A 24,561-nucleotide genomic window follows, 5' to 3' on the forward strand; every position below is an offset into this window, starting at 1 on the left:
TAGGTCACCGGTAACGATTGACCGCCGGAAACACGGCACAGTTCGTTACCGCCGACAGCCCGTAACCGCCGCCACGGCAGTGCTCGCGTACCCTGATCCACATACCCGAGGTCCCGTTCCGGTTGCCGTCGGTCAGGGGGGAGTCGGCGCGGTGTGGATTGTTCTGCTCGACCATTCGGCGTCCATGACCGAGCCGTTCGCCGTCGATTCCGCCCGGCCGCTGTTCGGTCGGCGCGCAAGTGCGCGCCGCGGCGCCGGCCCACGGTCTTTCCCGCACCTTGCCGGGCGTCGCCACGGGCGCTCTCCAGCTGGCTCGACTACCGCCGATCAGGGCCCTGACCAGGCTGTTTCCGAAAATCCAGTTTCCGGTGAGTCTGGTGGTGAGCCACCGGGCTCCAATCAGCACGGAGCGGTCGGCCGGCGCAAGCTCGACGTCGCGGTGGAGAGTGTCGCGAACACCCTCGCCACCCTGCCGCCGGACATGCCGACCGTCCTGGTCGGATTCGTCGAGTCCGCCGACGTGGTCTACGAGGGCCTGGCCGGCGGGCGGGCGGCCTTCGAGCGCACACTGCGCACCGCGGCCCCGACCGGTGCCACCGATCTCGCCGCCGCGCTGGAACGGGCCCGGCTACATGTCGCCGAACTGGCCGAGAGGCCGCTGTTCGTCCGTCTGCTGCTGGTCACCGACGACCTCACGGCACCCGGGGACCTGCTCCAGGCCGCCTACGACTGCGCCCGGGCCCGCATCACGGTCGACGTCGTCGTGCTGGACCCGTCGCGGCGGGTGAGTGAGCTGGCCGGTGCGATCGTCGGTGTCACCGGCGGCACGTGGGAGGCCGCGGCCGGCGGGGAGGAGCTGGCCGGGACAGTCGCCGCCGCCGGCCGGCGCGCCGCCTGGCAGCTGCGGCAGGCCGAGGCCGAGTCCGGCCGGCCGGCCACCCGGCGCCGGAGCGCCACCCGCGGGCGCTCACGGCCCGCCGCGCCCGCCGCGTCCGCCGCGCCCGCGGCACCGACCGAGCCGGTGGCGCCCGCGGGGCCGGCAGGGCCCGTGGAGCCGGTTGTGGCGGCGGAGCCCGCCGTGCCGCCCGCGGAGCCCACCGTGCCCGTGGAGCCGGTCGTACCGGAAGCGCCCGTCGAACCGGTTCCGCCGGGTGTTTCGGCCGAGCGGTCGGCGGTGCTGTTCACCGCGCGTCATCCCGTGGCCGCCGTCGCGGGTGAATGGCGGGCGCTCACCGTCGGGGTGCCCGCCGCGCCCGGTTCTGTTCCGGCCGGGACTGAGCTCGAGATCGCACCCACGGTTCCCCATCTGCGTTTCCGGCCGCCGCGTGTTCCCGTCGTGTGGGGGTCGGAGCCGGAGACGGCATCGTTCGAGGTCATCCACGTGCCGGGCGGCGGTGGCGATGAGCGCTGTCACGGGCAGGTCCAGATCAGCCTGGGCGGCCTTCCCGTCGCCCGGATTCCGCTGGAGCTCGCCGTCTCCACCGCCGCGGACCCGTCGACAACCCCGGTGACGGCCACCGGCTCCGCGCCGATGTTCCGGGAGATCTACGGTTCCTACGCGCAGGCCGACCTCGACATCGCCCGACGATTCCGGGAGATCTACCGGGCACTGGGCATCACCTTGTTCCTGGACGTCCTCGACGTCGACGGAACCCGGGAGTGGAAACCCGAACTTGAGGCGGCGATCGATCGCGCCGACCTGTTCGCGCTCTTCTGGTCGCCGGGCTCCGCGGCGGCGGGCTACGTGGAGAAGGAATGGCGCCGGGCGTTGGAGGTCGCGGCGAACCGCCGGCCGCGGGGCGCGTTCGTCTTCCCGTTCCAGTGGTCCCGGCCGGCGCCCGAGCCGCCGCTGCCGCTCGGGGATCTCCCGTTCCGGGAGGTCGATCCCTGGTCGGCCGCGCTGAACCGCTTCGCGAACCCCGACCGCGCCGGCGCCGGCGCCGGCACGGGCACAGTGCCGGGCCCGACTCCCGTCCCGTCGGGCCAGACCGGAACCGGCCGACCGGGCGGCCCGAGTGGCTCGAGCGCCCCGGGTGGTGAGGGCACGGCGCGGCGGCGGGTCGACGTCACCTTCCCGGTCTTCTCGCTCGTCCCGGCGCTGTCGGGCGGCAACGTCGAACGGATCGGGGAGTCGCTGCGCACCGTCGTGCCGTTCCTGGAGGATCTCACCGGCCTGCGCTACTACCCGCCACCCACCTACGTCACCGACGACACGACGGTCACCAGCCTGCGCCGCAACTGCGAGCCGGACGCGCGGCACTTCGCCGTCGAGCACACCGGTGACGTACCGCCCGGTGTGCTCGACCTCGGGGACGAGGCGGTCACCGACCGGGTCCGCGAGCTCCTGCTGGTCTTCCACTCCCACGTGCTGGACGTCGGGCCCGGCACCGACCTCGAGCACGTGCGCCGGGAGGCGGCGGGCGGCTTCGTCGGCAACGCCCGCCGCTACCTGGCGGGGCGGCCCACCGACCTCGGTGCCGGCTCGGAGCACCCGGCCGGCACCGAACCGCCGCTGATCTGGCGTCAGCGCTGCGCCGAGGACTTCCCCAGCTTCGCCGGCCTGTACAGCGAGCTGGTCACCCGCTACGTCGACCGGCACATCCGGGCGAACTCGCGTAACCGCATCGACCCCGGGGTGCGGGCCAGGCTGGTCGCCGAGCTGGGGCCGCGGGCCGCCGAGGCGATCGAGCGCTCGGTGGGCGGCGTCGTGGTCGACCCGCCGGTCGACCACGCCTTCCGGGCCCGGCTCGGCGCGGCGCTGGAGGAGCTCCGGCTGCTGGTCGACACCCGGGAGCCGGTCGTCTCCGATTATCTGCGTTCCGGCGCGCCCGCCTTCGGCGTCTTCCGGCACACCGGTGGGGCGGGGCGGTTCGGGCGCTCCGGGATGCTCGTGCCGACGTCCGCGCCGGCCGTGCTCATGGGGGCCGGCGCCTTCCGCTGGATCGCGGCCGCGCTGCGTGGCGACGCGGTCGTGGACGAACCGACCTGGGACCGGGCCGCCGCGTTCTGCGAGATGGCGCTGGTGCACGAGCACGCCCACGCGGCGATCGCCACCGGCCTCGACGACCACGGCGCCCGGGCCGGCGCGGCGGGCACGCCCGCGTGGGCGGCGGCCTCCCGGCTGAACGAGGCGCTGGCGGCGTGGACCCAGCGGCACTACTACCGCCGTGACCCGCGAATGTGGGAGGAGTGCGCCCGCTACATCCGGTCGGGCTCGCTGCGGTCCTGGCCGTACCGCGGGGCCGATGTGCTGGAGGAGCGCTACGCGGCCGAGGGGGTCGAGGCCGTCCGCCGCTTCATCCGGCTGCTGCGGGACTCGCCCGAGGCCGCGCAGGCCCAGTTCGACCTGCTGCTCGCCCGCTGACGGCGCCGCGCTCAGCGCAGGTCGGGGCGCACCCCCCAGGATCCGCCGAACGACTCGCCCGGTTCGAGTACCCGTAGCCCGTCGCCGCTGTTGAACGCGTTCGCCGGGCAGGTCAGCGGCTCGACGGCGATGCTGCGCCGCCGCTCGCCGGGGGCGAGGGTGTCACCGGTGAACAGCTGGACGTAGGGCCACGCCTCGTCCTGCCAGATCGTCAGGGTGCCGCCGGCCGCGGTGAGCGTGACGCCGGCCCGGCCGTCCGCCGCGCGCCGCAGATCGGTGAAGCAGGTGTCGAGGACGAGCCCGCCCAACGGGCGGGGGTCGCGCAGGTCGAACGGCCCGCCGGTGACCTCCTCGGCGCCGGTGGGGATGAGGCGCTCGTCGGTGCGCAGGCGGGTCGCCGCGGGCACCGTGACCGTGATGTCGTCGGCCGGCGCGGGTGATCCGTCGGCGCCGGCGAGGACGAAGTACGGGTGGGCGCCCATGCCGACCGGTGCCGCGGTGTCACCCAGGTTGGTCGCGGTGAGCGTGACGGTCAGCCCGGTGTCGTCCAGCCGGTACCGGGCGGAGAAGGCGACGGTGAACGGGTAGCCCGACTGGGCGCGCAGCACGACCCGGGCCCGCGCCGCGGCCGGGTCCAGGCGTTCGAGCTCCCAGCCGAGCCAGCGGGTCAGGCCGTGGCTGGCGTTGCCCAGCGCCACCTCGTTCACCGGGAGCTGGTGGTTCGTGCCGCCGAAGGTGTAGCGGCCGGCGGCGACCCGGTTCGGCCAGGGCAGCAGGAGCTGCCCCCGGCCGCGGCTGGCCATCTCCCCGGGGCCGTAGCCGTCGAGCACCGCCGCGGCGCCGACCCGGTAGTCGCGCAGTCCGCCACCGACCTCGGTGACCACCGCGCGGCTCTCGCCGTGGACCAGTTCGAGCTGACGCCCGGACGGCGCCGTCGTCTCCACCGCACTGCCTCCGTCCGTGGGACGGACCGGCTGCCCGTGGCCCGGCGCCACGGAGCCGTGGGGCCGCGGGGCCCGTCCGTCCGGGTCCATCATCGCGATGGCACCCGCCGGCGTCGCACCGGCCTCCGGCGGGTGCCGGGTGGGCCTTCTCACGGGCGAGGACCGCCACAGTGCCCGGCCGCCCGGCACCGGTGCGGCGCATGGTTACGCGCCCGGGACGATTTCTCCCCCGCCACCGACGGCCAGGATTACACTTTCGTCCGGTTTCTCAGCGTTTCCGGGTGCGTCCGGCGCCCCGGTTGGGTGCGCACTGAAAAAGGTGGGTGTCCGGATTATTATGGATGACCCCACTAACGGCGGACTGGTCATTTATCTGCCGTTCTAGGGTGTTCAAATGACCGACAGGCCCGAGAAGCTCGCCGGGTTCGTGGGACTTCTCGCGCGTTGCTGTGCCCGCTACCGATGGATCGTCCTGGCGGCCTGGTTGGTCGCCCTCGTGCCCGCCGTCCACTACATTCGCGACGGGGGTGCCCGGTACACCCAGGAAGTCGCCCCCGCCGGTTCGGAATCCGCCCGGGCGATGGACGGTGTCGCCCGCGCCTCGCCCGGCCGCCACCTTCCCGACGTCGAGACGATCGTCGTGCGCGCCCGGCGCGGCAGCGTCGACGGCGGTCGGGCCCGGGACCGGATCACCGCCCTGGTCGCGGAGGTCGGCCGGCTGCCCGGCGTCACGTTCGTCGCCGACCCGGCGGGGCCGCTGGGCACCGCCACCGCCGGGGTGGACCCGATCAGCACCGACCGGCGCACCGCGCTGATCTCCGTCCTGATGGACGGCGGCGCCCTCCAGCCCCACCTCGACGACGTGCACCGGGTCATCGAGGCCTCCCGCGCCTACGACGGCCCGGAGCTGCAGGTCGAGGCGTCCGGGCCGGGCGCCACCATGATCGGGTCGGCGGAGCTCTCGTTGGCGCCGCTAGTCGTCGCCGCCTTCGCCGCGCTCGTGCTGCTCGGCGTCACGCTGCGGTCCCGGCTGGGCATGCTGGTGTGCCTGCTGCCGGCGGCGGTCTGCACCCTGCTGGCGGTCGCGGTCACCGCGCGCCTGTCGCACACGACCCTGCTGCCGCCGTTCGCGCCCGTCACCGCCGGGATCCTGGCGTTCGGGACGTGCCTGGGCAGCGCGGTGGTGGTCGTGCACCGGGCCCAGTCGGCCCTGCTGAACGGGCAGAACCGGCTCCAGGCCGCCGCGTCGGCGACGACGTCCACGGGTGCGGCGGTGGCCGTCGGCGGCCTGGGGGTGAGCCTCGCCCTGCTCGCGGTCGCCGCGCTCGGGCTGAGCGGTTTCGGCGGCCTGGCGCTCGCCGCGGCGGGGTCCGCCGCGCTGGCCGTCCTGGTCGTCCTCACCCTGCTGCCGGCGCTGGTCGCCGGCGGCGGCGTACGGCTTCTCAGCTGGGCCGAACGGCACTACCTGGCGATGGCCGGAGCCGGCCTGGCCCGGCGGCCCGGTGTGCGCTCCTGGTGGGCCGCGCAGGTCGGCCGGTATCCCGCCCTGGTCGTCGTCGCGGCCGGGGTCCTGCTGATGTCGCTGGCCAACCAGACCGACGGGCTGCGCGTCGGCGGGGGCGACGCCGGTACCGACCCGACCTCGATGACCACCCGGCGCGCCTACGACCTGATCAGCGAGGGCTTCTTCCCTGGCCTGAACGGGCCGATCCTGGTCGCCGTCGACCGCGGCGACCCGAACAGCGTGCCGGGCGGCGGGGGACGGGTGGTCCAGCCCGGGGACGTCGCCGCCGCGCTGCGCGCCACCCCGGGCGTGCGCACCGCCGCGGTGTCGCTGGACGACCCCGCCCTCGGCCCGGCGGTCGTGCGGGTGCTGCCCGAGGCCGCCCCGCGCAGCCCACAGGCCAGCGACCTGGTGCGCCGGCTGCGCGACGACGTGCTGCCCGCGGCGCTGCGCGGCAGTGTCACCAACGCCGCCGTCGGCGGCCCCACCGCGATGTTCGACGACGCGGCGAGCAGCTTCCGGGCCACCCTGCCGCTGTTCCTCGCCGTCGTGGTGCTCACGATCGGCCTGGTGACGTTCGCGGTCGCCGGGTCGATACCGCTCGCCGTCGTGCTCGGCGTGGCCGGCATGCTCAGCGTGCTGGCGTCCGCCGGCATGCTCCGCGTGTTCTTCCAGGACGAGGACATCGCACGCCGCCTCGGCGTCATGACCAGCCCGGCCGAGCCGTTCGTGCTCGTGCCGATCATGCTCGCGGTCTTCGGGCTGGCCCCGGGGATGAACCTGGTCCTGCTCACCCGGCTGCGCGCGGGCGGCGGCGCCGACCCGGCCGGTTCCGGTTCCGGTCGCGGGGGAGTACTGCGCGGGATCGGCCGGGTCTTCGCCCGACGCCGCGACGGTGCCCGGCCCGACCCGATCCGCGACGGCCGGGACGCCGTCCGCCGGGGCCACGCCGACCTGGGGCATGTGGTGCTGACGATGAACTTCGTGATGCTGTTCGTGTTCCTCGCGATAGCGGCACAGCCGTCCAGGACGCTGAAGATGCTGGGGTGCGGCCTGGCGATCGGGGTGGCCGTGGACGCCGTCGTGCTGCGCGCCGCCATCCTGCCCGCGTCGGTGCAGCTGGGGCAGCGGTGGCAGGGCGACCGCGCGCTGCGCCGCCGGCAGGGCGCCGCCGCCAGCGCCGCCGAGCCCGAGGCGGCGACCGTGGCCCGGGCCTCCGCCGCCCACCGGTAGTTCCCGCGCCCGTCAGTTCCACCGCCCACCGGCGGTTCCCTGATTCTTTTCCGGGGAGAAACGTCCTGGGGCGGCGATCTACCGGCTTCCCGGTGATACTCCTCCCGTACTTGTCCGTCGTACGGGGAGGAACATCGGTGGCTGCCAAGGATCTGAGCAAGATAAAGAAGGCCATGGGTCCGGTCGGGTTGGTGACCCCGGCCGAGGCGCAGGCCGGCGCGCAGGCGCCCAATCCCGACATGGAATGGAAAGTCCAGGGCGGCGCGGCCCGGATCTGGCTCGGGGCCCAGAACAAGGGGCTGGTCCGTCCCGTCCTGCTCGCCGACGGCTTCAACATGGGGCCGACGGATTTCGACTGGTTGTGGGAGGAGCTCGACGGCGATCCGTTCCGTTTCCTGACCGAGCTGCGTGAGCGCGGCCAGGACGTCGTCCTGATCGGTTTCGACGAGCGCAGCGCGTCGATTCTCGACAACGCCCGGGTCGTCACGGAGATTATTCTCCGGGCCATCGCCGAGCGGCAGGGCGACCAGCCGCTGACCGTCGGCGGATTCAGCATGGGCGGCCTGGTCACCCGCTACGCCCTCGCCAAGCTCGAGACCGAGCGGATGGACCACCAGACGGCGCTCTACCTGTCCTTCGACAGCCCGCACCGCGGCGCGTCCGTACCGATCTCGCTGCAGGCGATCGCGCACATCCTCGCGCCGATCAACGACGCCTTCTCGAGGCAGGTCAACAGCCCTGCCTCCCGACAGCTGCTCTGGCGGCACATCGAGACCGCCGACGACCAGCCGCGGGTCGACCCGCTGCGCACCGAGTTCCTGAGGGCCCTGGACCGGGCCGGCGGCTGGCCGCAGCGACCCCGCAAGATCGGTGTCGCGAACGGCGTGAGCGACGGCCGGCGCAACGGCATCCCGCCGGGCGTCGAGGCGCTGCGCTGTACCGGGCCCTACTTCAAGGACACCGTCCTGTACACGCAGGCCGGCGGCCGTGACCGGATTGTCGCCGAGTCCCGGGGCCTGTTCGGGGAGAAGGACATCAGGACCAACGACTTCCCCGACATCGACGGCGCGCCCGGCGGCACCCTGGAGTCGTTCGGCATTCTCGCCGACGCGCTCAAGGACGCCGGCGAGGGCGTGGACGTCGCCCACCGCATCGTGTGCTTCGTGCCGTCCGTCAGCGCGGTCGCGGTGCGCGACGTCGAGACGAACGACGACCTCTACACCGACATCAACGCTCTGTCCCCGGACGAGAGCGAGCTGGACGAGTTCCTGTGCTCGTCGCGCGCCACGGCGCACTCGGCGATGACCGAGCAGCTCGGCCAGTGGGTCATCGACCGCATCGCGCGCTGATCCGGGCGCGGGCGGGCGGGGTGTCGGACCGCCCGCCCGCGGCTCCGGCCGGATAATCCGGCAAAAGCATTGCCGACATGCCGGACGAAGACTGGACGGATGCCCCCGCCGGCGGCATCGTTGCCGACAGTTGCTCCGCGACGACGGCCGTCCTGAAGGTGGGTTGGTGACTGCTGGTGGGCCAGCACTGGCTGGTGGGTCGGCGCTGACTGATGGGTCGGCGCAGGCTGGTGGATCCGTACGGGCTGACAGGTCGGCGTGGAACCGGACCGAGTCACGCCTGGACCGCCTGCGCGGCTCCGCCCCGCCCCGGCGGCACGACGCGCGCACCATCGCGGCGCTGACCCGCAATCCGGGCTGCGGGCGCCGCGCGGTGCTCGACGCCGCGGGCGTCGACAAGGATCTCCTCGCCCGCCAGATCGGCTTCCCGGCCGCCTTCGGTCAGTCGCGTTTCGCGATCGTGCGCGGCAACGTCTTCGAGGCCCGGGTGAAGGCCGACGGCGGCGTGGACCTGCTCCGTATGTTCCACGAGTGCCTCGGGATCGAGCCCGGGGGAGCGGCGGCCGGCGACGAGCCGGTGCTCGTCGCCGGCGACCCCGTCCCCGGCGAGACACTCGCGGCGCGCCACGAGCGCACCGCCGCCGCCCTGCGCGCGGCCACCGGCACCGACCGGCCGGTCCTGATCACCCATCCACTGCTGCGGCTCGCCGTCGGCGGCCGGGACGTCCACCTCGAACCCGACCTCGTGCTGGTCCGCCCCGGTGGGCTGTGCCACGTCGTCGAGATCAAGTCCTTTCCGGTGATCGACGGCCAGGCGGAGGGCGAGAAGGTCGCGGCGGCCGCCATCCAGGCCGCCGTCTACGTCCTGGCGTTGCGCCGGCTGCTCGGCCGGCCGGACACGGTGTCCCCCGACGTGGTCCTGGTGTGCCCCCGGGACTTCTCGAACGCGCCGCTGGCGACCCGGATCGACGTCCGGCGCCAACTGCTCGTCCTCGACCATCAGCTCGCCCGGCTCAGCGCCGTCGACGCGCTGGTCGCCGAGCTGCCGCCGGACCTGACCTTCGACCTCGCGCCGGGGCCCGACGGCCGGCCGACCCGCCCCGCGGCCGAGCTCATCGCCGGGCTGGGCCGTCTCGACGCCCGCTACACGCCGGACTGCCTCGCCATGTGCGAGCTGGCGTTCCGGTGCCGGCACGAGGCCACCGGCCGGACCGCCGCGCTCGGCGCGAGCGTGCGCGAGGAGCTCGGCGGCGTCGAGACCGTCACCGAGGTGCTCGAGCTCGCCGCCGGCACCCGCGCACCCACCGCGGACCAGGCCGAGGCGGCCGAGCGGCTGCGCACGACCGCCCGGATGTACGCCGCGGGACTCGCCGCCGGCACCCGCGCACCCACCGCACTCACCGCACCCGCCTCGGGATCCACGGCCGGACCCGCCTCGGGACGTGCGGCCGGATCCGCCGCGGAACCGGCGGCGGGAGATCGCGACCCGGCCCCGTGACGGCGATCAGCTCCTACGCCCGCGCCCTGGCGGCCGCGTCCGGGACCGCGGTGCCGACCGCCACCGTCCGGCACGTGCACCTCGCCGAGCGCCCGCTGGTTCTCGTGCCGCTGGCGATGGCCGGCGAGGCGAACGCGCCGCTGGCCGCCATGGTCGGCACCGAGCGTGAGCACCCGTCGCTGCTCGTCGTCCCCCAGCCCCGCAACCGCAGTCTGCGGTTCGCCTTCGCCGCCCGGCTGGCCGAGATCCTCCTTCCGTACGTGCTGGGCTTCGCCACCGACGTCGAGGAGCTCAAGAACGGGCCGCGGTGCCTCGACGCGCCCCAGCTGATCGTCCCGAACCAGGCCGGGGTCGCCTTCGTCCGCCTGTTCGGGCGGTCCACCCGGTTCCGCGCGACCACCGGCGACCACGCGGTCGAACCGAGCGTGCCGCTGCTGGGCCGGTGGCTCACCTTCTTCGCGGAGCGGGCCGAGATCCCGGGATCGTCCCTGATGCGGCCGGCCACCGAGATGCTGTCCCTGCACTGGGCGACCGGGCAGAGCGGGCTGGAGGACGCCAACCTGGCCGCGCTCATGGGGTGGATCGACCCGCCCGCGGGCGTCGACGGCCCGACCGCCGCCCGGCTGGCCGAGGACCCCCGGCACTGGCCGCCTGCCGGGCCGACGACCGACCCCCGCTTCGACAACGAGGTGCTCACCCCCGCGATCGCGGCCTACGACGCCGTGACGGAGACCGCCCAGCTGCCCGCCGCCGTGAGACGGCTCGAGGAGGCGCTGCACAGCCAGCTCCAGCCGACCTGGGACCTCGTGTGGCGGGCCCTCGACCGGCTCCGCGAGCTGCCCGCCGGCGCGTCCGTGCCGGGGCGGTGGGAGGCCGACCGCTCCCGGTACACCGGTTTCCACACCTACCTGGTCGACGAGGGCCTCCCGCAGGCCCGCCGGGACGGCGCGGTCGCGGCCGCGAGCCGGCTGAACCGGATGGAGCAGGCCCAGGCCTCCTACGACGCCGACCGCGCGTTCGACGACCCGCTCGTCATGGCCGACCACCGGGTCACCGGCGAGGCGTTCCTCGGCTCGGTCGTCGCGGTCGACCGTGACCGCCGCATCCCCAACGGGAGTGGCAAGGGCCGGCTGGTGACCCGCCCGCTGGTCACCCTGCGCACCGAGGACGCCGTCCGCCTGGCGGTCGGGATGAAGGTCGCCGCCGCCGAACGCCGCCGGCAGGAGTGTGTCATCGCCGGCGTCGAACCCTGCGACGCCGGGCTGCTGGTCACGCTGGAGGTGCAGAAGGGGATGGGCCGGTCGGCCGTTCCCGCGCCCGGTACCGTCCCGGAGGTCGGCGAGACGCTCTGCTACAGCGGCGTGCTGGCCGAAAGCGTCCGTTCGGCCAGCATGCCGGCCGCGGAGGACACCCCGTGGACGCACGGCGGCCCGCCGCAGCCCTACGAGCCCACCGAGCAGGACACGGCGGAGGCCTGGGAGTGAGCGCGACTCCAGCGGCCCCGTCAGCCTCGGCGGTCCCGGCGGCTCCGTCGGTCCCGGCGGCGGAGGAGGCCGAGCGGGTCATCCAGGCGATCCTCGGCGACCTGCGCCGCGGCCACAGCCGCGGGGTGATCGTCGACTCGCCGCCGGGCGCGGGGAAGTCGACCCTCGTGGTCCGGGCGGCCGCGGTCATCGCCGGGTCCGGTGAGCCGCTGATGATCGTCGCGCAGACCAACGAGCAGGTCGACGACCTGGTGGAACGGCTCGCCGCGCGGCTCGCCGACGAGGTCCCGCACGCCCGGGTCGGCCGGCTCGGCCGGGCCGGGTACGCGCCGTCGGCGCGCATCGCGGGCCTGCCGAACATCGTCACCGCCAGCGACCTCGCCGGCCTGGGTGATCCCGAGGTGACGATCTCCACCGCCGCGAAGTGGGCGTACGTCCGGGAGGGCACCTGGCCGTGGGCCATCATCGACGAGGCGTACCAGATGCGCTCGGACACCCTGCTGGCCGTCGCCGCGCGGTTCGAGCGGGCGCTGTTCGTCGGTGACCCGGGCCAGCTCGACCCGTTCTCGACGGTCGCGAACGACCGCTGGCACGGCCTGGTCTGGAACCCCACGCAGAGCGCGGTGGCGGTGCTCCAGCGGGCGAACCCCGACCTGCCCGTGCACCGCCTGCCCGTCTCCTGGCGGCTGCCGCACACCGCCCAGGCGGTCGTCGCGGACGCCTTCTACCCGTTCGTCGGCTTCCGGACGGGAACCGGCCCGGGTGAACGTGTCCTCACGGTGCCGGGCCAGGCCCGCGGCCCCGCCGACGAGGTGCTCGACCTCGCCGCCGCGACCGGCTGGGGGCTGCTCGAGCTACCGGCCCGGCACACCGTGCGCACCGACGCCGAGGCGGTGGGCGCGGTGGCGGAGGTGGCCCGGCGACTCGTCGAACGCCGGGCGGTCGCCAGATCGGGGACCGACGAACGCGTCGTCACCCCCGACCGGATCGCGGTGGGAGCCGCCCATCGCGACCAGGTCGTCGCCATCCGCGCGGCACTGGGCGACCTCGCCGACGGCACCGGGCCGGGGCAGGTCGTGGTCGACACGGCCAACCGCCTGCAGGGCCGGGAGTACGACGTCACCGTGGTGCTGCACCCGCTCTCCGGGCGGCGGGACGCGACTGCGTTCCACCTGGAGGCCGGCCGGCTGTGCGTCCTCGCCTCCCGGCACCGGCAGGCGTGCGTGATGGTCGCCGGGGCCGGCATCCGGGACCTGCTCGACACCCATCCGACCAGCGACCCGGTGCACCTGGGGGAGCCGGTGAAGTTCCCGGACGGCTGGGCCGCGAACCAGGCGGTCCTGGCCCACCTCGCCTCCAGGAGCGTTCAGGCCGCCAGGTAGCCGCGACGGACGGCGTCACCCACAAGCTGGCTGATGTAGTCCCACAGGGCGTGCGAGCCCTCGGCGATCACGCGCTGGTGGGCCAGGACGTCCTCGGCGCGCACCCCGTGGGTCTGCCAGCTCCCGCCGCCCGTCGCGTAGTTCAGGATCAGCGGCTGCACCCGGTCCAGGGCGCGGGCGAACCGGGCGTCGGCGGTGCGCCGCGCCTCGAACTCGTCCCACAGGCTGCGCAGCTGAACGGCCTGATCCCGGGGGAGGAGGGGGAACAGCTGGTCGGCGGCCGCCTTCTCCCGGGCCTCCTGCTCGGCCGCCTCGGTCGGATCGTAGAGAAAAGTGTCCCCCGCGTAGATCTCGACGAGGTCGTGGACCAGCAGCATGCGCAGGACGCGGCCGGTGTCCACCTCCTCGTCGGCGTACTCGCCGAGCACGATGGCCATCATGGCCAGATGCCAGGAGTGCTCGGCGTCGTTCTCCAGGCGTGAACCGTCGGCGAGCTGGCTGCGCCGCAGCACCGACTTGAGCTTGTCGATCTCCAGGACGAACGCGAGCTGCCGCGCGAGGCGGGAGTCGGGGGCGGACGGGAGAGTGGCGACCGGTTCTCCCGGCGAGGGCTGGGACTTCGCTTCCCGTGAGGTCGGGGACTGCGTCGACACCTCTGGCCTCCTCGTATCTCCTGCGCGCCTGCTGGTCGCCGTCGGGTCCCGTCCCGTCCTGCCGCGCCCGCGGCCCGGGTGTCAGCCGGCTCGCGGACGGGCCGGGAACCGGCGTCAGCCTTCAGTGTGCGCGGATTCGGGGGTAGGTGCGTCGCCTAGCGGTGTGAACAGAGTCCAATCATCTATCGGGTTGACAATGGGCGGGTCTGGTTGATTCTCAACGCTCCTCCATTGCCTGTCCGTGGGGTTTCGTCTCCGGGTTCTAGCGGAGGGTGATCACGCTCTCCAGATAGCTGGCCGGCAGCGCGACCGCGTCCTGGTCGCCGCGGTACCGGTCCCAGCGGCGCGCGAGGTCCGTCAGGTCGGCCGCGAGCTCCCGGCGTCCCGTCGGGTCGAGTGACTCGAACGCCATGTGGGTCGGCCCGTACCAGCGGCGGAAGAACTCCACGAACTCCTGCGCGGAGGAGAACCGGAAGGTGCAGATCCGCTCGGTCGAGCGGGTGTCGGCGACCGCGCCGCCGAAGAGCTCGGCGAGGTGTGCCTCGGTGCCCCACAACAGCGGGGACGCCACCCCGGGCGGGCCCGGGACACGTGCGGCGATGACCCGGAACATGTCGCCGATGAACCCGTCGGGTCGCCAGGACGCGAGCGCCACCGTCCCGCCCGGGCGCGCGGCCCGCACGATCTCGTGGGCGGTGCGCTCGTGGTCGGGAGCGAACATCGCGCCGAAGACACTGAGGACCGCGTCGAACGAGTCGTCGTCGACCGGCAGGTCCTGGGCGTCGCCGACGCGGAACTCGACATCGAGCCCCTCGGCGCCGGCCCGCACCCGCGCGTCCTCCAGCAGCGCGGGGACGTAGTCGATGCCGACGGCCCGGGTCCCGGACCGGGCCGCCGCGATGGCCGCGTTCCCGGTGCCGCAGGCGACGTCCAGCACGCGCCAGCCGGCCCGCAGGTCGGCGGCGTCGGCCAGCAGCTCGCTGGTGAGCACGATGCGGGACGCGACCATCGCGAAGTCGCCGCTCGACCAGACGCGCTGCTGCCGGGTCGTGACCTCGGCCAGGTCCGGCCGGGCCGGTGGGGTGTGGGTGGTGGCCATGAGGGTTCTCCTCTCGCGCGGTCGCCGTGTGGCACGGCGTCGTCGACCCCGAGGATGCGTCGCGCGCGATCCGGCCGACGAGTACCGATCCCGTACTGGTCCTGCCCGCGCCGGGCTGGTATCGCCCGCCTGCCGCCTGCCGCCTGCCGCCTGCCAGTCGGCCAGTCGGCCTGGTCCGGCCTGGTCCGGGCCGAGCAGGGTCAGGCCGGTACAGGATCTGTACTACCGTCGGGGCCCGCCCGGTGCGACCATCCGGGGATGGCCCGCCATGCCGAGTACTGCCCGATCGCTGTCGGCGTCGAGATCCTCGGGGACCGATGGACACCACTCGTCCTGCGCGAGCTCAGCATCGGTGCGAGCGGGTTCAACGAGATCCACCGCGGTCTGCCGAGGCTCAGCCGGACCCTGTTGGCGCAGCGGCTGCGGACGCTTGAACGGCGTGGCCTGGTGCACCGTGCCGCGGCCGTGCCGGGACGGCAGGTCCGGTACTCGCTGACTCCGGCCGGCGCGGCGCTGACGCCCGTGGTCTGGGCGCTCGGCCAGTGGGCGGCGGAGTGGATGTTCGGTGATCCGGCCGACGGCGAATGCGACGGCCTGACCCTGATGTGGCGCCTGCACCAGTGCGCGGTGCGCGGATCACTGCCCGACCGGCGCACCATCGTGCACCTCGTCCTCACCGGAGCCGGAGCGGCCGAGGGATGGCTCGACATCGACGAGCGCACCGTGACCGTGTGCCGGGAGGACCCGGGCCGCGACGTCGACCTGACCCTGGAGGCCGAGACCGCGCACATGCACCGGTGGCTCATGGGGCTCGCGTCCTTCCGTGAGCTCACGGTGGACGGGCATGTGCGCATCCAGGGGCCCGCCCGACTCGTGCGGGCGTTTCCGGAGTGGTTCAGCACCACCGCCTTCGCCGAGGGACTGCGCCGGGGCCGGCTGCGCCGCGATCAGGACGCCGTTCCGGCCTGAGGAGCCGGCGCCCCCTCGCCCTTTGCCTTCTTCCTCGCCGGTTCAGGGGTTGATTTAGCCGAAAACAACCCCGAAAGACGAGAAGGAAAGCAAAGGGCGAGTAGGCCGCCCGGAGGTTAGGGCGTTTTGTTCGGTAGACGGTGCCTCGGCGGTCTGGTGGGCGCCTCGGTGGCCGGGGAGGCGTCGGCTACCTCGTGATCAGGGGGCCGGCTCGTCCTGCGGTGCCCCGGCCGCGGGTCGTCGGCCGGCCACGCCAGCCGGCTCGGCCAGCTCGTCCGGCTCGGCCACTAGTTCAGCCGACTCGGCGGAGTCTCCCGGGCCGGCGGCCTCGGTCAGGCCGGCCGACTCGGTGGTGTCCGCGGGGCCGGTCGGACCGGCCCCGCTCTTCGCCGCTTCGGCCCGCATCGCCTCGATGCCGGACACGGTGCGCAGCGGGACCTCGCGCAGCAGCAGCGCCAGCACCAGACCGAGCACGAGAACGCCGACGCCGACCAGGAACATCAGGTCCATCGCGTCGGAGAAGCCGACCATGAACGGGTGGGCGATGGCCTTCTCGACGGACTGCAGGAAACCGGTGTCGTCCAGCGAGCCGCTCGAGGTGACCTGCTGGAGTTGGTCCGGGTGCGCGGCGGCGGCCGCGGCGAACTCCGGGGCGCCCTCGGCCGCGGAGTAGGCGTCGGCGATCCGGGACGGTGCCGCGCCGAAGAGGATCGAGAGGAACACCGCGGTCCCGAGCGTGCCACCGATCTGCCGGAAGAAGGTCGCCGAGGCCGTCGCGACCCCGATGTCGCGCGGCGCCACGCAGTTCTGCATGGCCACGACGAGGGTCTGCATGTTCAGCCCGAGGCCGACACCGAACAGCAGCATGTAGAGGTCGGTCTGCCACAGGGGGGTGTCGGCGCCGACGAACGACAGCAGGCCCAGTGCGACGAGCAGCGCGACGCAGCCGATGATCGGGTAGCGGCGGTACCGGCCGTTGCGTGACGTCAGCCGCCCGGACGTCGTCGACGCGCCCAGAACGCCGAGCATGAGCGGGAGCAGCAGGAGCCCCGCCTCGGTGGGCGAGGCGCCCTTGACGATCTGCAGGTACAGCGGGAGTGCGGCCAGCCCGCCGAACATGCCCATGCCGACGACGACCGAGAGGGCCGAGCCCACCGAGAACGTGTGGATGCGGAACAGCCGCAGGGGGATCAGCGCGTCGTCGCCCATCCGCCGCTCGGCCAGCACGAAGCCGGCCAGGCCGGCCAGGCCGATCAGGTAACAGGCGATCGAGGCGATCGAGACCCAGCCCCACTCGCGGCCGCGTTCGGCCACCAGGAGCAGCGGGACGACCGCGGCCACGATCGTGGCGGTGCCCCACCAGTCGATCTTCGTCGACCCGCGCTGTGCGGACGCGCGCAGCACCCTGTTGACGACCACCAGGGCGACCAGGCCGATCGGGACGTTCACCCAGAAGATCCACCGCCAGCCGGCGATGCCCAGCACGCTGTCACGGCCCGACAGGAAGCCGCCGATGACCGGACCGGCCACGCTGGAGGTCGCGAACGTAGCCATGAAGTAGGCCATGTACTTGGGACGCTGCTGCGGCGACACGATGTCCGCCATGATCGACATCGCGAGCGCGAAGAGCCCGCCGGCGCCGAGGCCCTGCAGGGCTCGGAACCCGGCGAGCACGTACATGCTGGACGCGATCCCGCACAGCACCGAGCCGACGATGAAGATCGAGATCGCGATCATGAACAACGGCTTGCGGCCGTAGATGTCGGACAGCTTCCCGTACAGCGGTGTCGTGACGGTGGAGGTGATGAGGAAGGCGGTCGTCACCCAGGCCTGCGCGGACAGCCCGTGCAGGTCGTCCCCGATGCTTCGGATGGCTGTCGCGACCACGGTCTGGTCGAGCGCGGCGAGGAACGTCCCGAGCAGCAGCCCGGTGATGATGGTCATGATCTGCCGGTGGCTCAACCCCCCGCTCGGCGCCGCGGGCGTCGGCGCCACGTTCTCGGCGCTCATCGGCAGTCCTCCTCCGTCGCGGGACCCGTGTCGGCGTCGCCCGAGGGTGTCTCGGGGGCGTCCTGGGTCCTCGTCATCGCGGACAGTGCGCTGGCCGGTCTCGTCGTCCAGGCGGGTTGGTGGGCCTCCATGTCGTCACCGAAGCGGCGCAGCAGGGTGGCGAAGGTGACGAGGTCCTCGCTGCTCCAGCGGGCGAGCATGCCCTGGTAGCGCTCGTTGCGGACCTGGAGATGATCCTGGTAGACCTGCTCGCCGGCCTCCGTGACGTACAGCACCACGGCGCGGCCGTCGTCGGGGTCGGCGCGCCGCTCGACGTAGCCGGTGCGCACCAGCGCGGCGATCTGCCTGCTGACGGTCGACGGGTCGGACTGGACCGAGGTCGCGAGGGCGCCCAGGCGCATCGGGCCGCCGGAGGCGAGGTGGGAGATGAGGATCTGCGCCGCCCACTCCACGTCGTGGCGCGCCTTGGCGAGCAGCTGGGCCCGGGCGCGGGTGAGCCCGCGCATCAGCCGGGCCAGATCGTCCGCGACCTGCGCGACCTGTTCCTCACGTTCGACCGGGGTGTCGTGCGGGGCGGTGGCGATCGTGGGCGCCCGGCCGCCGGGTGCCTTGCTGTCCGTGGTCGCTGTCTTGTCCATGGCTCGCGGAGCTCTCCCTGCCGTCGGTGGCCGCGGTGACTGGTGAACCGCGTCCACCGGCGACGGCTGACGTGGTCGGCAATTGGCTGCAGCATACAATTAACAACCCGGCTGATGACGACCCCGCGTCACGCCGTGTTCAAGTGATCTGATTCACAGTGTCACAGGGTGAGCTCCCTGGTCAGGACCCCCGATGGTCAGTGGACCATGGCGCGCAGCACCGTGTCGGCCCGCAGCGAGAGCTGTTCGGCCTGGGAGAGCAGCGCGTCGGCGCGCGCGTCCAGCGCACGCTGCGATTCGGTGAGCTCGTGATCGGTGAGGACGTCCGCCGCACCGCCCGCGCGGGCGCCGCCGACGCCAGTGCCGCCCGCGCTCGGGCCGGTTCCCGGGCCCGGGGTGGTCCCGGCGCCCGGTGCGCCACCTGGCTGGCCCTGGGCGCCGCCGGAGCTGGCGGCCCGGGCCAGCGGGCGGCCTTCCCGGTACGGGTGCGTGGCGGCCGCCCGCCGGGGGCGTGACTCGATGCCGGGGGCGCGTCGGGGCCGCGGCGCCGTCCCCCGGGGCGGTCCGGCCTCCGGCCGCCCCGCGGTGGCATGGCCGGCCTGCCCGGCGAGGCCGGAGTGGCTCTTGCCGATCGATTTCTTCCCGGCCGGGCTCCTGCCGGCGGTTTTCTTCCCGGTCGAGCCCCTGCCGGTCGTTTTCTTCCCGTTCTTCCCGGTCGGGTTCCCGCCGGTCGGGTCCGGCCCGGCCAGGCTCCTGCTGGCCAGGCTCTCGCCGGCCGCGGCCTGGGCGCGCGCGGAGAGCGCGGCCGCCTTCGCGCCGGCGGTGCGCAGCGAGTGGATGCGGGCGTCGAGCCGGTCGCGGTCGTCGACCAGCTTCGCCAGCTCGCAGTGGATCCGGTCGAGGTCGTTGTGCAGGCGGCGGCACTGCCGGCGCTGCGCGCGGTCGGTGCTGGCGCGGCGCCCCCGGCTCAGGTCGGTGCGCAGCGTCTCCAGGTCGCGGTGGAGCAGATCCTCGAGCCGGGAGAGCTGGCCCTGCGACTGGCGGGCGCGCAGCCGGGACAGCTGCCCGGTCACCAGCGGCGAGGTGGCGAGGGTCCGCACCCCGAAGATCATGATCATCAGGCCGAAGATCTGCCCGGCGACGGCGAGCGGCCCGACCCGCAGCATCCCGCCGAGCAGGAACACGCCGATGGCGACGCCGGCGAGCGGCTCCATGCTCACGGCGGCCGGCAGGGAGGCGGGCAGCGGGGCCATCTCGTAGGCGCTCTGCAGGAGCAGGCCGCTGGTCAGCGCCACCACCACCACGGCGTACGTCTGCCACGAGGTCGGCAGCGCGTCGAGACCGGAGTTCTCCACGAGCCGGCCGACCCCGCCGACCAGGGCCCCCTGCAGCGCGGAGAGCAGGCCCGCCCCGCCGGCGAGCAGGGTGGCCCGGCGGGCCGGGTCCAGCCGGCGGGTGCCGAACACCGCCCACGCGGCCAGGCCGCCCACCGAGGCGCCGGTGAGGATCCAGCCCACGGTCGTGGCCGCGTCGACGTCGCCCTGGTGCGGGGCCCCGGCGAGCAGGAAGGTGGCCAGGCCGAGCGCCGTCGCGGTCGCGGCGGCCCAGTCGCGCCGCGGCACCCGTCTTCGGGCCCAGACGGCTGCCAGCGGCAGCGCGAACAGCAGCTGGCACACCTGCAGCGGGGCGACGAACGCGATCGTCGAGCGGGCCAGCGCGGCCGCCGACGCGAACGTGCCGATCGCAGAGAGGCACACGCCGACATCCCAGAGCGGCCGGCGGACCAGCCAGAGCAGCAGCCTCAGCCGCAGCACGTTCTCAGGCGGCGCGTGGAACGCGACACGCTGCTGGATCACCGCGGAGACGCCGAAGCACACCGCGGATACCAGGCCCAGCAGGTAGGTCGTCACCATCTCTAGTCTCGTCCCGCGCCGGGCGGCGCTGTCTGTCGGACATCCTGCCCGATCCACGGACTACCGTGGCAGGCCCCTTCCGGGAGATCACCACCGGCTACGGATGGTTGATCAAGCCGTGTCCGATTGGTGGTCTCTTCGCGTTTCTGGTCGCCAACGCGCGCGGGGGTGCGGCCCCCCGCGGCCACGCCGGAGGCAACAGTATGGGACGGCACCCCGACCCGCGGCCACGCGGGATCCGGGTTCGCCGCCCCCGGGGCGCCCCTACTGGTAGCCGCGGATCTCCCGGAACGCCTCGGGCAGGGAGGACGACCGCGCGTCGAACATCTCGCCGCCGGTCCACTCCGCGATGTCGCGCATCTCCTCCACCCGGGCGTCACCGAAGACCACGGTGAACGTCCGTACCGCCCGGGCCGCCTCGGACCGGCCCGCATAGGAGGTGTGGAAGGCCTCCGCGTCGACCCCCTGGTTGTTCTCCCCGTCGGTCATCAGCACGATCGAGGTCAGGAAGTCCGGCTCGCGGCGCACCGCGGTCTCGGCGTAGGAGTAGGCCGAGGTCATCGCGGTGTAGATCGCCGTGCCGGAGCCCAGGGTCAGCCCGTCGGCCGCCGCGGAGATCGCGGCCAGGCCGGCCGAGCCCGGCTCGGGGTCGTCGACGGTGAACTCGAGGGTGTCGTGCACGGCGCCGCTGAACGTGATCAGAGTGACGCGTTCGCGGCCGCGGAACCGGGTGAACCGCCCGGAGAGGCTGTCGTCCGTCCCGGCGAGGCCCTTGAGGGTGGCGCGCAGCAACGCCAGCCGCTCGCCCTCCATGGACGGGGAGACGTCCAGGACGAAGATCGCGTGGCTGGGGCGGCGGTACTCGTCCAGGTAGGAGCTCAGCAGGTGGTCGGCGACGGCGCGGGTCGCCGGGAACGGCAGCTCGGCGGGAAGGGCACGCACCGGCCACGGAGCCGGGTCGATCCGTACTCCCGGTGTCACGGGGCGGCGGTGGGTCAGCGCGGTGACGCGCCGCTGCACCTCCGGGGTGCGCAGCCAGCCGGCCAGCCGCTCGTACTCGGTGCGCCGCTCGCCGCGCAGCAGCTGCAGCGGGTAGTCGGCGGTGATGATCCCGTCCCGCGGGTAGACGAGAGTGAGCGGCGCGGAGCGCAGCCGGCCGGTGTTCAGCGCGAGCAGCTCCGACTCGTAGTTGATCATCGCCCCGATTCGGGCGCCGGGTTGTGCGCCGGGCGGCGTGCCGGTCTGCGCGCCGGTGGTCGCGAAGGCGTCGGTCAGCCAGGCGGAGCTGCCGGCGGTGAGCACCTGCCCGCCGAAGAAGGCCGTCAGCTCCGCCGGGCGGATGTCGTCCAGGGTCAGCGCGTCGGACGTGCCGGCGAGCGCGGCGGCGACGCCGACGAGGGCGGAGAAGCCCGAGTTCGACGCCGACGGGTTCGTCATCGCGTAGGTCAGCTCGCCCGTCGACACCTTCGCGGCGATGTCGGCCCAGGTGACCGATGGGTTCCCGACCCAGCCGAAGCGGCGCGCGAGCTCGGGGCGGACGCCGATGACCACCGGGGACATCATCGTCGTCGTGCGGTCGATGACCGCGTTCCTGCCCTCGGGCGCCAGCCGCAGGTACCGGTCGGAGGCGAACCAGGCCGCGTCGACCGCCGGGTCGCGCGCGGCGATCCGGTCGACGCCGTCGAGGGTTCCGGTGTACTCCATCGTGATCTCGATGCCGGTCCGCTCGTGGAACTCGTCGAGCAGCGGTTCGAGATCGCGCAGCTCCGAGCCCGCGAGCACCCGCAGCGCCCCGGGGCTGCCGCCGGGACGTCCCGCGGGCGCCGGATCGCCACCACCACCGCCCGAACAGGCGGTGGCGACCACCCCGGCCACGAGCAGCGCGGCCAGCCCGGCCGCGCCCCGCCGGATCGCCCGGCCTCGCCGGTTGACCCGGCCCCGCTGGATCATCCGGCGCCTTCCTCGTAACGGGTCTCGATGCGGTCGATCATGCGTTCGGAGATCTCCTGACTGGGCGGTTCGACGACGTCGACGAGTTCGGCGGGGCCGGTCGCCCCGCTCGAGGCGCGCGCTTCGCGCTCCGCGGCGGCGGCGGCGGGGTCACTCGGCCGGAACCCGTGCCGGACGGCCAGCCGGATCAGCCCGGGGTCGGTGGCGAGCAGCGTCCCGACCACGTTCCCGGCGTCGGTGAGCGGGACGACCGTGTGCCGGGCGTAGATCGTCGGGGTGGGATAGAGGAGGAGCATGTCCGGGGTGATCGAGCCGTCCGCGGCCCGGACCCGTTCCAGGAACTGCGCCTCGTAGATCATCACGAGTGGGACCTTGCCCATCCCGATGGAGAGGAAGTCGTCGAACGGCTCGGCGGAGGTGGCGTCCAGGTAGCCCTGCCGCAGGAACAGGCCGGCGGCGAGATCCGCCATCCGGTCGGCGGTGCGCGCGTCGGTGACGACCTCGTCGCCGTTCGCGACGTAGGACACGAGCGCGAGGTAGAGCGCCGCGGAGTTCGACGTGCGGACGTCCGTCGACCCGATGAGCACCGAGCGGTCCGTCCGGTAGACGGCGGCGGCGCCCGGCAGGTCGGACCAGCGGGTCCCGGCGGCGACGAGGTCCAGGTAGGCGCGCAGCTCGAAGTAGGACGTGCCGCCCTCGGTCCGCACCACCCCGGCGCGGGTCAGCAGGTCGGCGATCGGCCGGAACGTCGCGATCGCCATCGGGGAGGAGAACGGCATGCTGGACCGGGTGACACCGTGATCGCGGCGGATGCGGTCGGCCTGCGGGGTGTTGGCGGGGAAGACGAGGTCGTAGCCGGTCAGGTCCCGGTTGGTGGCGATGTCCCGGCTGCCGGCGACGTCGACCTCGAGCCGGTACCCGGCGTCGGCGAGGGCCGCGGTGACGTCGGGGTCGTTCAGGAACGACCGCTTCTCCGAACCGACCAGGGCGCGCACGGTCGTGAGCTCGCCGTCGGACCCGCCGAGCCGCGGCACGACGGCGAGCGCGGCGATCCCGGCCAGCAGCAGCACGGCCAGCGCGATGGCGAGGGCTCGCTTCGGGCGCACGGGGTGATCGTCACGGATCGGCCGGCGTGGCCGTGTCGCTCGGGCGACATGCCACCCGGAGTTCACCGGAATGTCGCCTTCGCGTCGGCTTTCCCTCCCCGACGGTTCGCGGGCTGGACCGGAGTTCGACCGCGCGGGGCAATGTTCGATCTATGCCACCGTTCGCGGTGATTGCTTCGCTGAGTGCGCGCGCCGTCGGCGAGGGCCGCCGCCGCCGCGTTGGAGAATCTGTGGCGTCTGAGACGGGCACAAGCGCGAGTGACGGCCGGCATGACGTGGGCCGGCGTGGCGTGGGCCGGCGTGGTCTGATCGCCGGGCTCGCCGCCGCGCCGCTGGTCGCGGCCACGGCGACGGCCGCGTCAGCGGCGGTGACGGCGCCGGCGGCGCCGTCCGCGGCGGCCCAGGGCCGGGGGAACCGGATCCTGGTGATCGGGCACCGCGGTGCCTCGGGCTACCGGCCCGAGCACACCCTGGCCTCCTACGAGCTCGCCGCCCGCCTGGGCGCCGACTTCGTCGAGCCGGACCTGGTGGCGACGAAGGACGGCCAGCTCGTCTGCCGGCACGAGCCGGAGATCGGCGGCACGACGAACGTCGCCGACCGGCCCGAGTTCGCCGCTCGCAAGGCCACGAAGACGCTCGACGGCGTCCCGGTCACCGGCTGGTTCACCGAGGACTTCACCCTCGCCGAGCTCAAGACGCTGCGGGCCAAGGAGCGGCTGCCGGAGATCCGGCAGGAGAACACGATGTACGACGGGCGGTTCGAGATCCCGACCCTCATCGAGGTTCTCGACCTGCGTAAGCGGCTCTCGGCGGAGCTCGGCCGCGAGATCGGCGTCTACCCGGAGACCAAGCACCCCACCTACTTCCAGAAGGCCGGTCTCCCGCTGGAGAAGCGGCTGCTGGACCTGCTGAACCGCTACGGCCTGAACACCCGCACCGCGCCGGTGTTCGTCCAGTCCTTCGAGACGACGAACCTGGCGGAGCTGCGCCGCCTCGGGCTGCGGACGTCCGCCGTCCAACTGCTGAGCGCGAGCGGGGCGCCCTACGACCTCGTCGCCGCCGGTGACCCGCGGACCTACGCCGATCTGGTCACCCCCGCCGGCCTGAAGGCGATCGCGGCCTACGCCAACGGCATCGGGCCGGAGAAGGCCCAGGTCATCCCGGTCGGCACCGACGGGAAGCTCGGCGCGCCGACCCCGCTCGTCGCGAACGCGCACGCCGCCGGCCTGCTGGTGCACCCGTACACGTTCCGGGCGGAGAACTCCTTCCTGCCCGGCGAGCTGCGGCGGGGCACCAGCCCGAGCGACTTCGGCCGGGGCATCGACGAGCAGGTGACCTACCTGCGGGCGGGCATCGACGGGCTGTTCACCGACCAGGCGGACATCGGCGTCGTCGCCCGCGCCGAGGCGGCGCGCCGCTGATCCTCCGGCGATCCGCTCCCCACCGGCCCGCTCCCCACCGGCCC

At 73.8% G+C, this 24,561-nt stretch carries 17 protein-coding genes; 8 read left to right on the forward strand and 9 right to left on the reverse strand.

Annotated elements, in window-relative coordinates; all coding sequences use genetic code 11:
- Positions 1 to 4 precede the first annotated feature (4 nt).
- Entirely contained in the window at positions 5 to 295 is a 291-nt protein-coding gene (locus B056_RS42710) for a hypothetical protein (protein ID WP_230202987.1), read from the reverse strand.
- Positions 296 to 439: 144 nt separating this feature from the next.
- Here B056_RS42710 and B056_RS0113850 point away from each other — a divergent pair, with 144 nt between their 5' ends.
- Complete coding sequence (locus B056_RS0113850; protein ID WP_026239684.1) at positions 440 to 3,364, forward strand: toll/interleukin-1 receptor domain-containing protein; 2,925 nt, start codon at positions 440 to 442, stop codon at positions 3,362 to 3,364.
- Between the two features lie 11 nt (positions 3,365 to 3,375).
- Here B056_RS0113850 and B056_RS0113855 read toward each other — a convergent pair whose 3' ends face one another.
- Entirely contained in the window at positions 3,376 to 4,308 is a 933-nt protein-coding gene (locus B056_RS0113855) for an aldose 1-epimerase family protein (RefSeq protein ID WP_026239685.1), read from the reverse strand.
- A 394-nt stretch (positions 4,309 to 4,702) separates the two neighbouring features.
- On the opposite strand from B056_RS0113855, the gene B056_RS36410 reads away from it, so the two are divergent.
- The 5 genes from B056_RS36410 (at position 4,703) to B056_RS0113885 (ending at position 12,758) form a co-directional block, all read left to right on the forward strand.
- The gene (locus tag B056_RS36410) at positions 4,703 to 7,045 is read left to right on the forward strand and encodes an MMPL family transporter (protein ID WP_051105621.1); all 2,343 of its coding nucleotides are present in this window, start codon (positions 4,703 to 4,705) and stop codon (positions 7,043 to 7,045) included.
- A 137-nt stretch (positions 7,046 to 7,182) separates the two neighbouring features.
- The gene (locus tag B056_RS0113865) at positions 7,183 to 8,394 is read left to right on the forward strand and encodes an esterase/lipase family protein (protein WP_026239686.1); all 1,212 of its coding nucleotides are present in this window, start codon (positions 7,183 to 7,185) and stop codon (positions 8,392 to 8,394) included.
- 280 nt (positions 8,395 to 8,674) lie between these two features.
- Positions 8,675 to 9,892 (forward strand): hypothetical protein, encoded by a 1,218-nt coding sequence (locus tag B056_RS36415; protein WP_407672361.1) that lies wholly within the window; start codon positions 8,675 to 8,677, stop codon positions 9,890 to 9,892.
- Positions 9,889 to 11,376, forward strand: a complete 1,488-nt coding sequence (locus tag B056_RS0113880) for a hypothetical protein (RefSeq protein WP_026239687.1) — start codon at positions 9,889 to 9,891, stop codon at positions 11,374 to 11,376. Before B056_RS36415 ends, B056_RS0113880 begins: the two co-directional genes overlap by 4 nt.
- Positions 11,373 to 12,758, forward strand: coding sequence for an AAA family ATPase (locus B056_RS0113885; protein ID WP_018502475.1), 1,386 nt, complete (start codon positions 11,373 to 11,375; stop codon positions 12,756 to 12,758). The genes B056_RS0113880 and B056_RS0113885 overlap by 4 nt, the downstream gene beginning before the upstream one ends.
- Here B056_RS0113885 and B056_RS0113890 read toward each other — a convergent pair.
- Together B056_RS0113890 and B056_RS0113895 are read right to left on the reverse strand one after the other, a co-directional pair.
- Positions 12,743 to 13,411 (reverse strand): HD domain-containing protein, encoded by a 669-nt coding sequence (locus tag B056_RS0113890; protein ID WP_018502476.1) that lies wholly within the window; start codon positions 13,409 to 13,411, stop codon positions 12,743 to 12,745. The genes B056_RS0113885 and B056_RS0113890 overlap by 16 nt on opposite strands.
- Before the next feature lie 262 nt (positions 13,412 to 13,673).
- Positions 13,674 to 14,510 carry a class I SAM-dependent methyltransferase gene (locus B056_RS0113895; RefSeq protein ID WP_018502477.1) on the reverse strand — a complete coding sequence of 279 codons (837 nt, stop codon included), beginning with the start codon at positions 14,508 to 14,510 and terminating at the stop codon, positions 13,674 to 13,676.
- Positions 14,511 to 14,768: 258 nt separating this feature from the next.
- Here B056_RS0113895 and B056_RS0113900 point away from each other — a divergent pair, with 258 nt between their 5' ends.
- Complete coding sequence (locus B056_RS0113900) at positions 14,769 to 15,479, forward strand: winged helix-turn-helix transcriptional regulator (RefSeq protein ID WP_018502478.1); 711 nt, start codon at positions 14,769 to 14,771, stop codon at positions 15,477 to 15,479.
- Positions 15,480 to 15,677: 198 nt separating this feature from the next.
- Here B056_RS0113900 and B056_RS0113905 read toward each other — a convergent pair whose 3' ends face one another.
- The 5 genes from B056_RS0113905 to B056_RS0113925 all read right to left on the reverse strand — a co-directional run bounded on the left by B056_RS0113905 (position 15,678) and on the right by B056_RS0113925 (position 23,096).
- Entirely contained in the window at positions 15,678 to 17,489 is a 1,812-nt protein-coding gene (locus B056_RS0113905) for an MDR family MFS transporter (RefSeq protein ID WP_018502479.1), read from the reverse strand.
- Positions 17,486 to 18,127 carry a MarR family winged helix-turn-helix transcriptional regulator gene (locus tag B056_RS0113910; protein ID WP_018502480.1) on the reverse strand — a complete coding sequence of 214 codons (642 nt, stop codon included), beginning with the start codon at positions 18,125 to 18,127 and terminating at the stop codon, positions 17,486 to 17,488. The genes B056_RS0113905 and B056_RS0113910 overlap by 4 nt, the downstream gene beginning before the upstream one ends.
- Positions 18,128 to 18,324: 197 nt before the next feature.
- Positions 18,325 to 20,040 (reverse strand): DMT family transporter, encoded by a 1,716-nt coding sequence (locus tag B056_RS0113915; RefSeq protein WP_018502481.1) that lies wholly within the window; start codon positions 20,038 to 20,040, stop codon positions 18,325 to 18,327.
- Positions 20,041 to 20,304: 264 nt separating this feature from the next.
- Positions 20,305 to 21,990 (reverse strand): vWA domain-containing protein, encoded by a 1,686-nt coding sequence (locus B056_RS0113920; protein ID WP_018502482.1) that lies wholly within the window; start codon positions 21,988 to 21,990, stop codon positions 20,305 to 20,307.
- The gene (locus tag B056_RS0113925) at positions 21,987 to 23,096 is read right to left on the reverse strand and encodes a hypothetical protein (protein WP_018502483.1); all 1,110 of its coding nucleotides are present in this window, start codon (positions 23,094 to 23,096) and stop codon (positions 21,987 to 21,989) included. The genes B056_RS0113920 and B056_RS0113925 overlap by 4 nt, the downstream gene beginning before the upstream one ends.
- 290 nt (positions 23,097 to 23,386) lie before the next feature.
- Between B056_RS0113925 and B056_RS0113930 the strand changes: the two genes are divergently transcribed.
- Positions 23,387 to 24,517 (forward strand): glycerophosphodiester phosphodiesterase, encoded by a 1,131-nt coding sequence (locus B056_RS0113930; RefSeq protein ID WP_018502484.1) that lies wholly within the window; start codon positions 23,387 to 23,389, stop codon positions 24,515 to 24,517.
- The last annotated feature ends 44 nt before the right edge of the window (positions 24,518 to 24,561 follow it).

Origin of the sequence: Parafrankia discariae, assembly GCF_000373365.1 — a bacterium.
Classification (GTDB): domain Bacteria; phylum Actinomycetota; class Actinomycetes; order Frankiales; family Frankiaceae; genus Parafrankia; species Parafrankia discariae.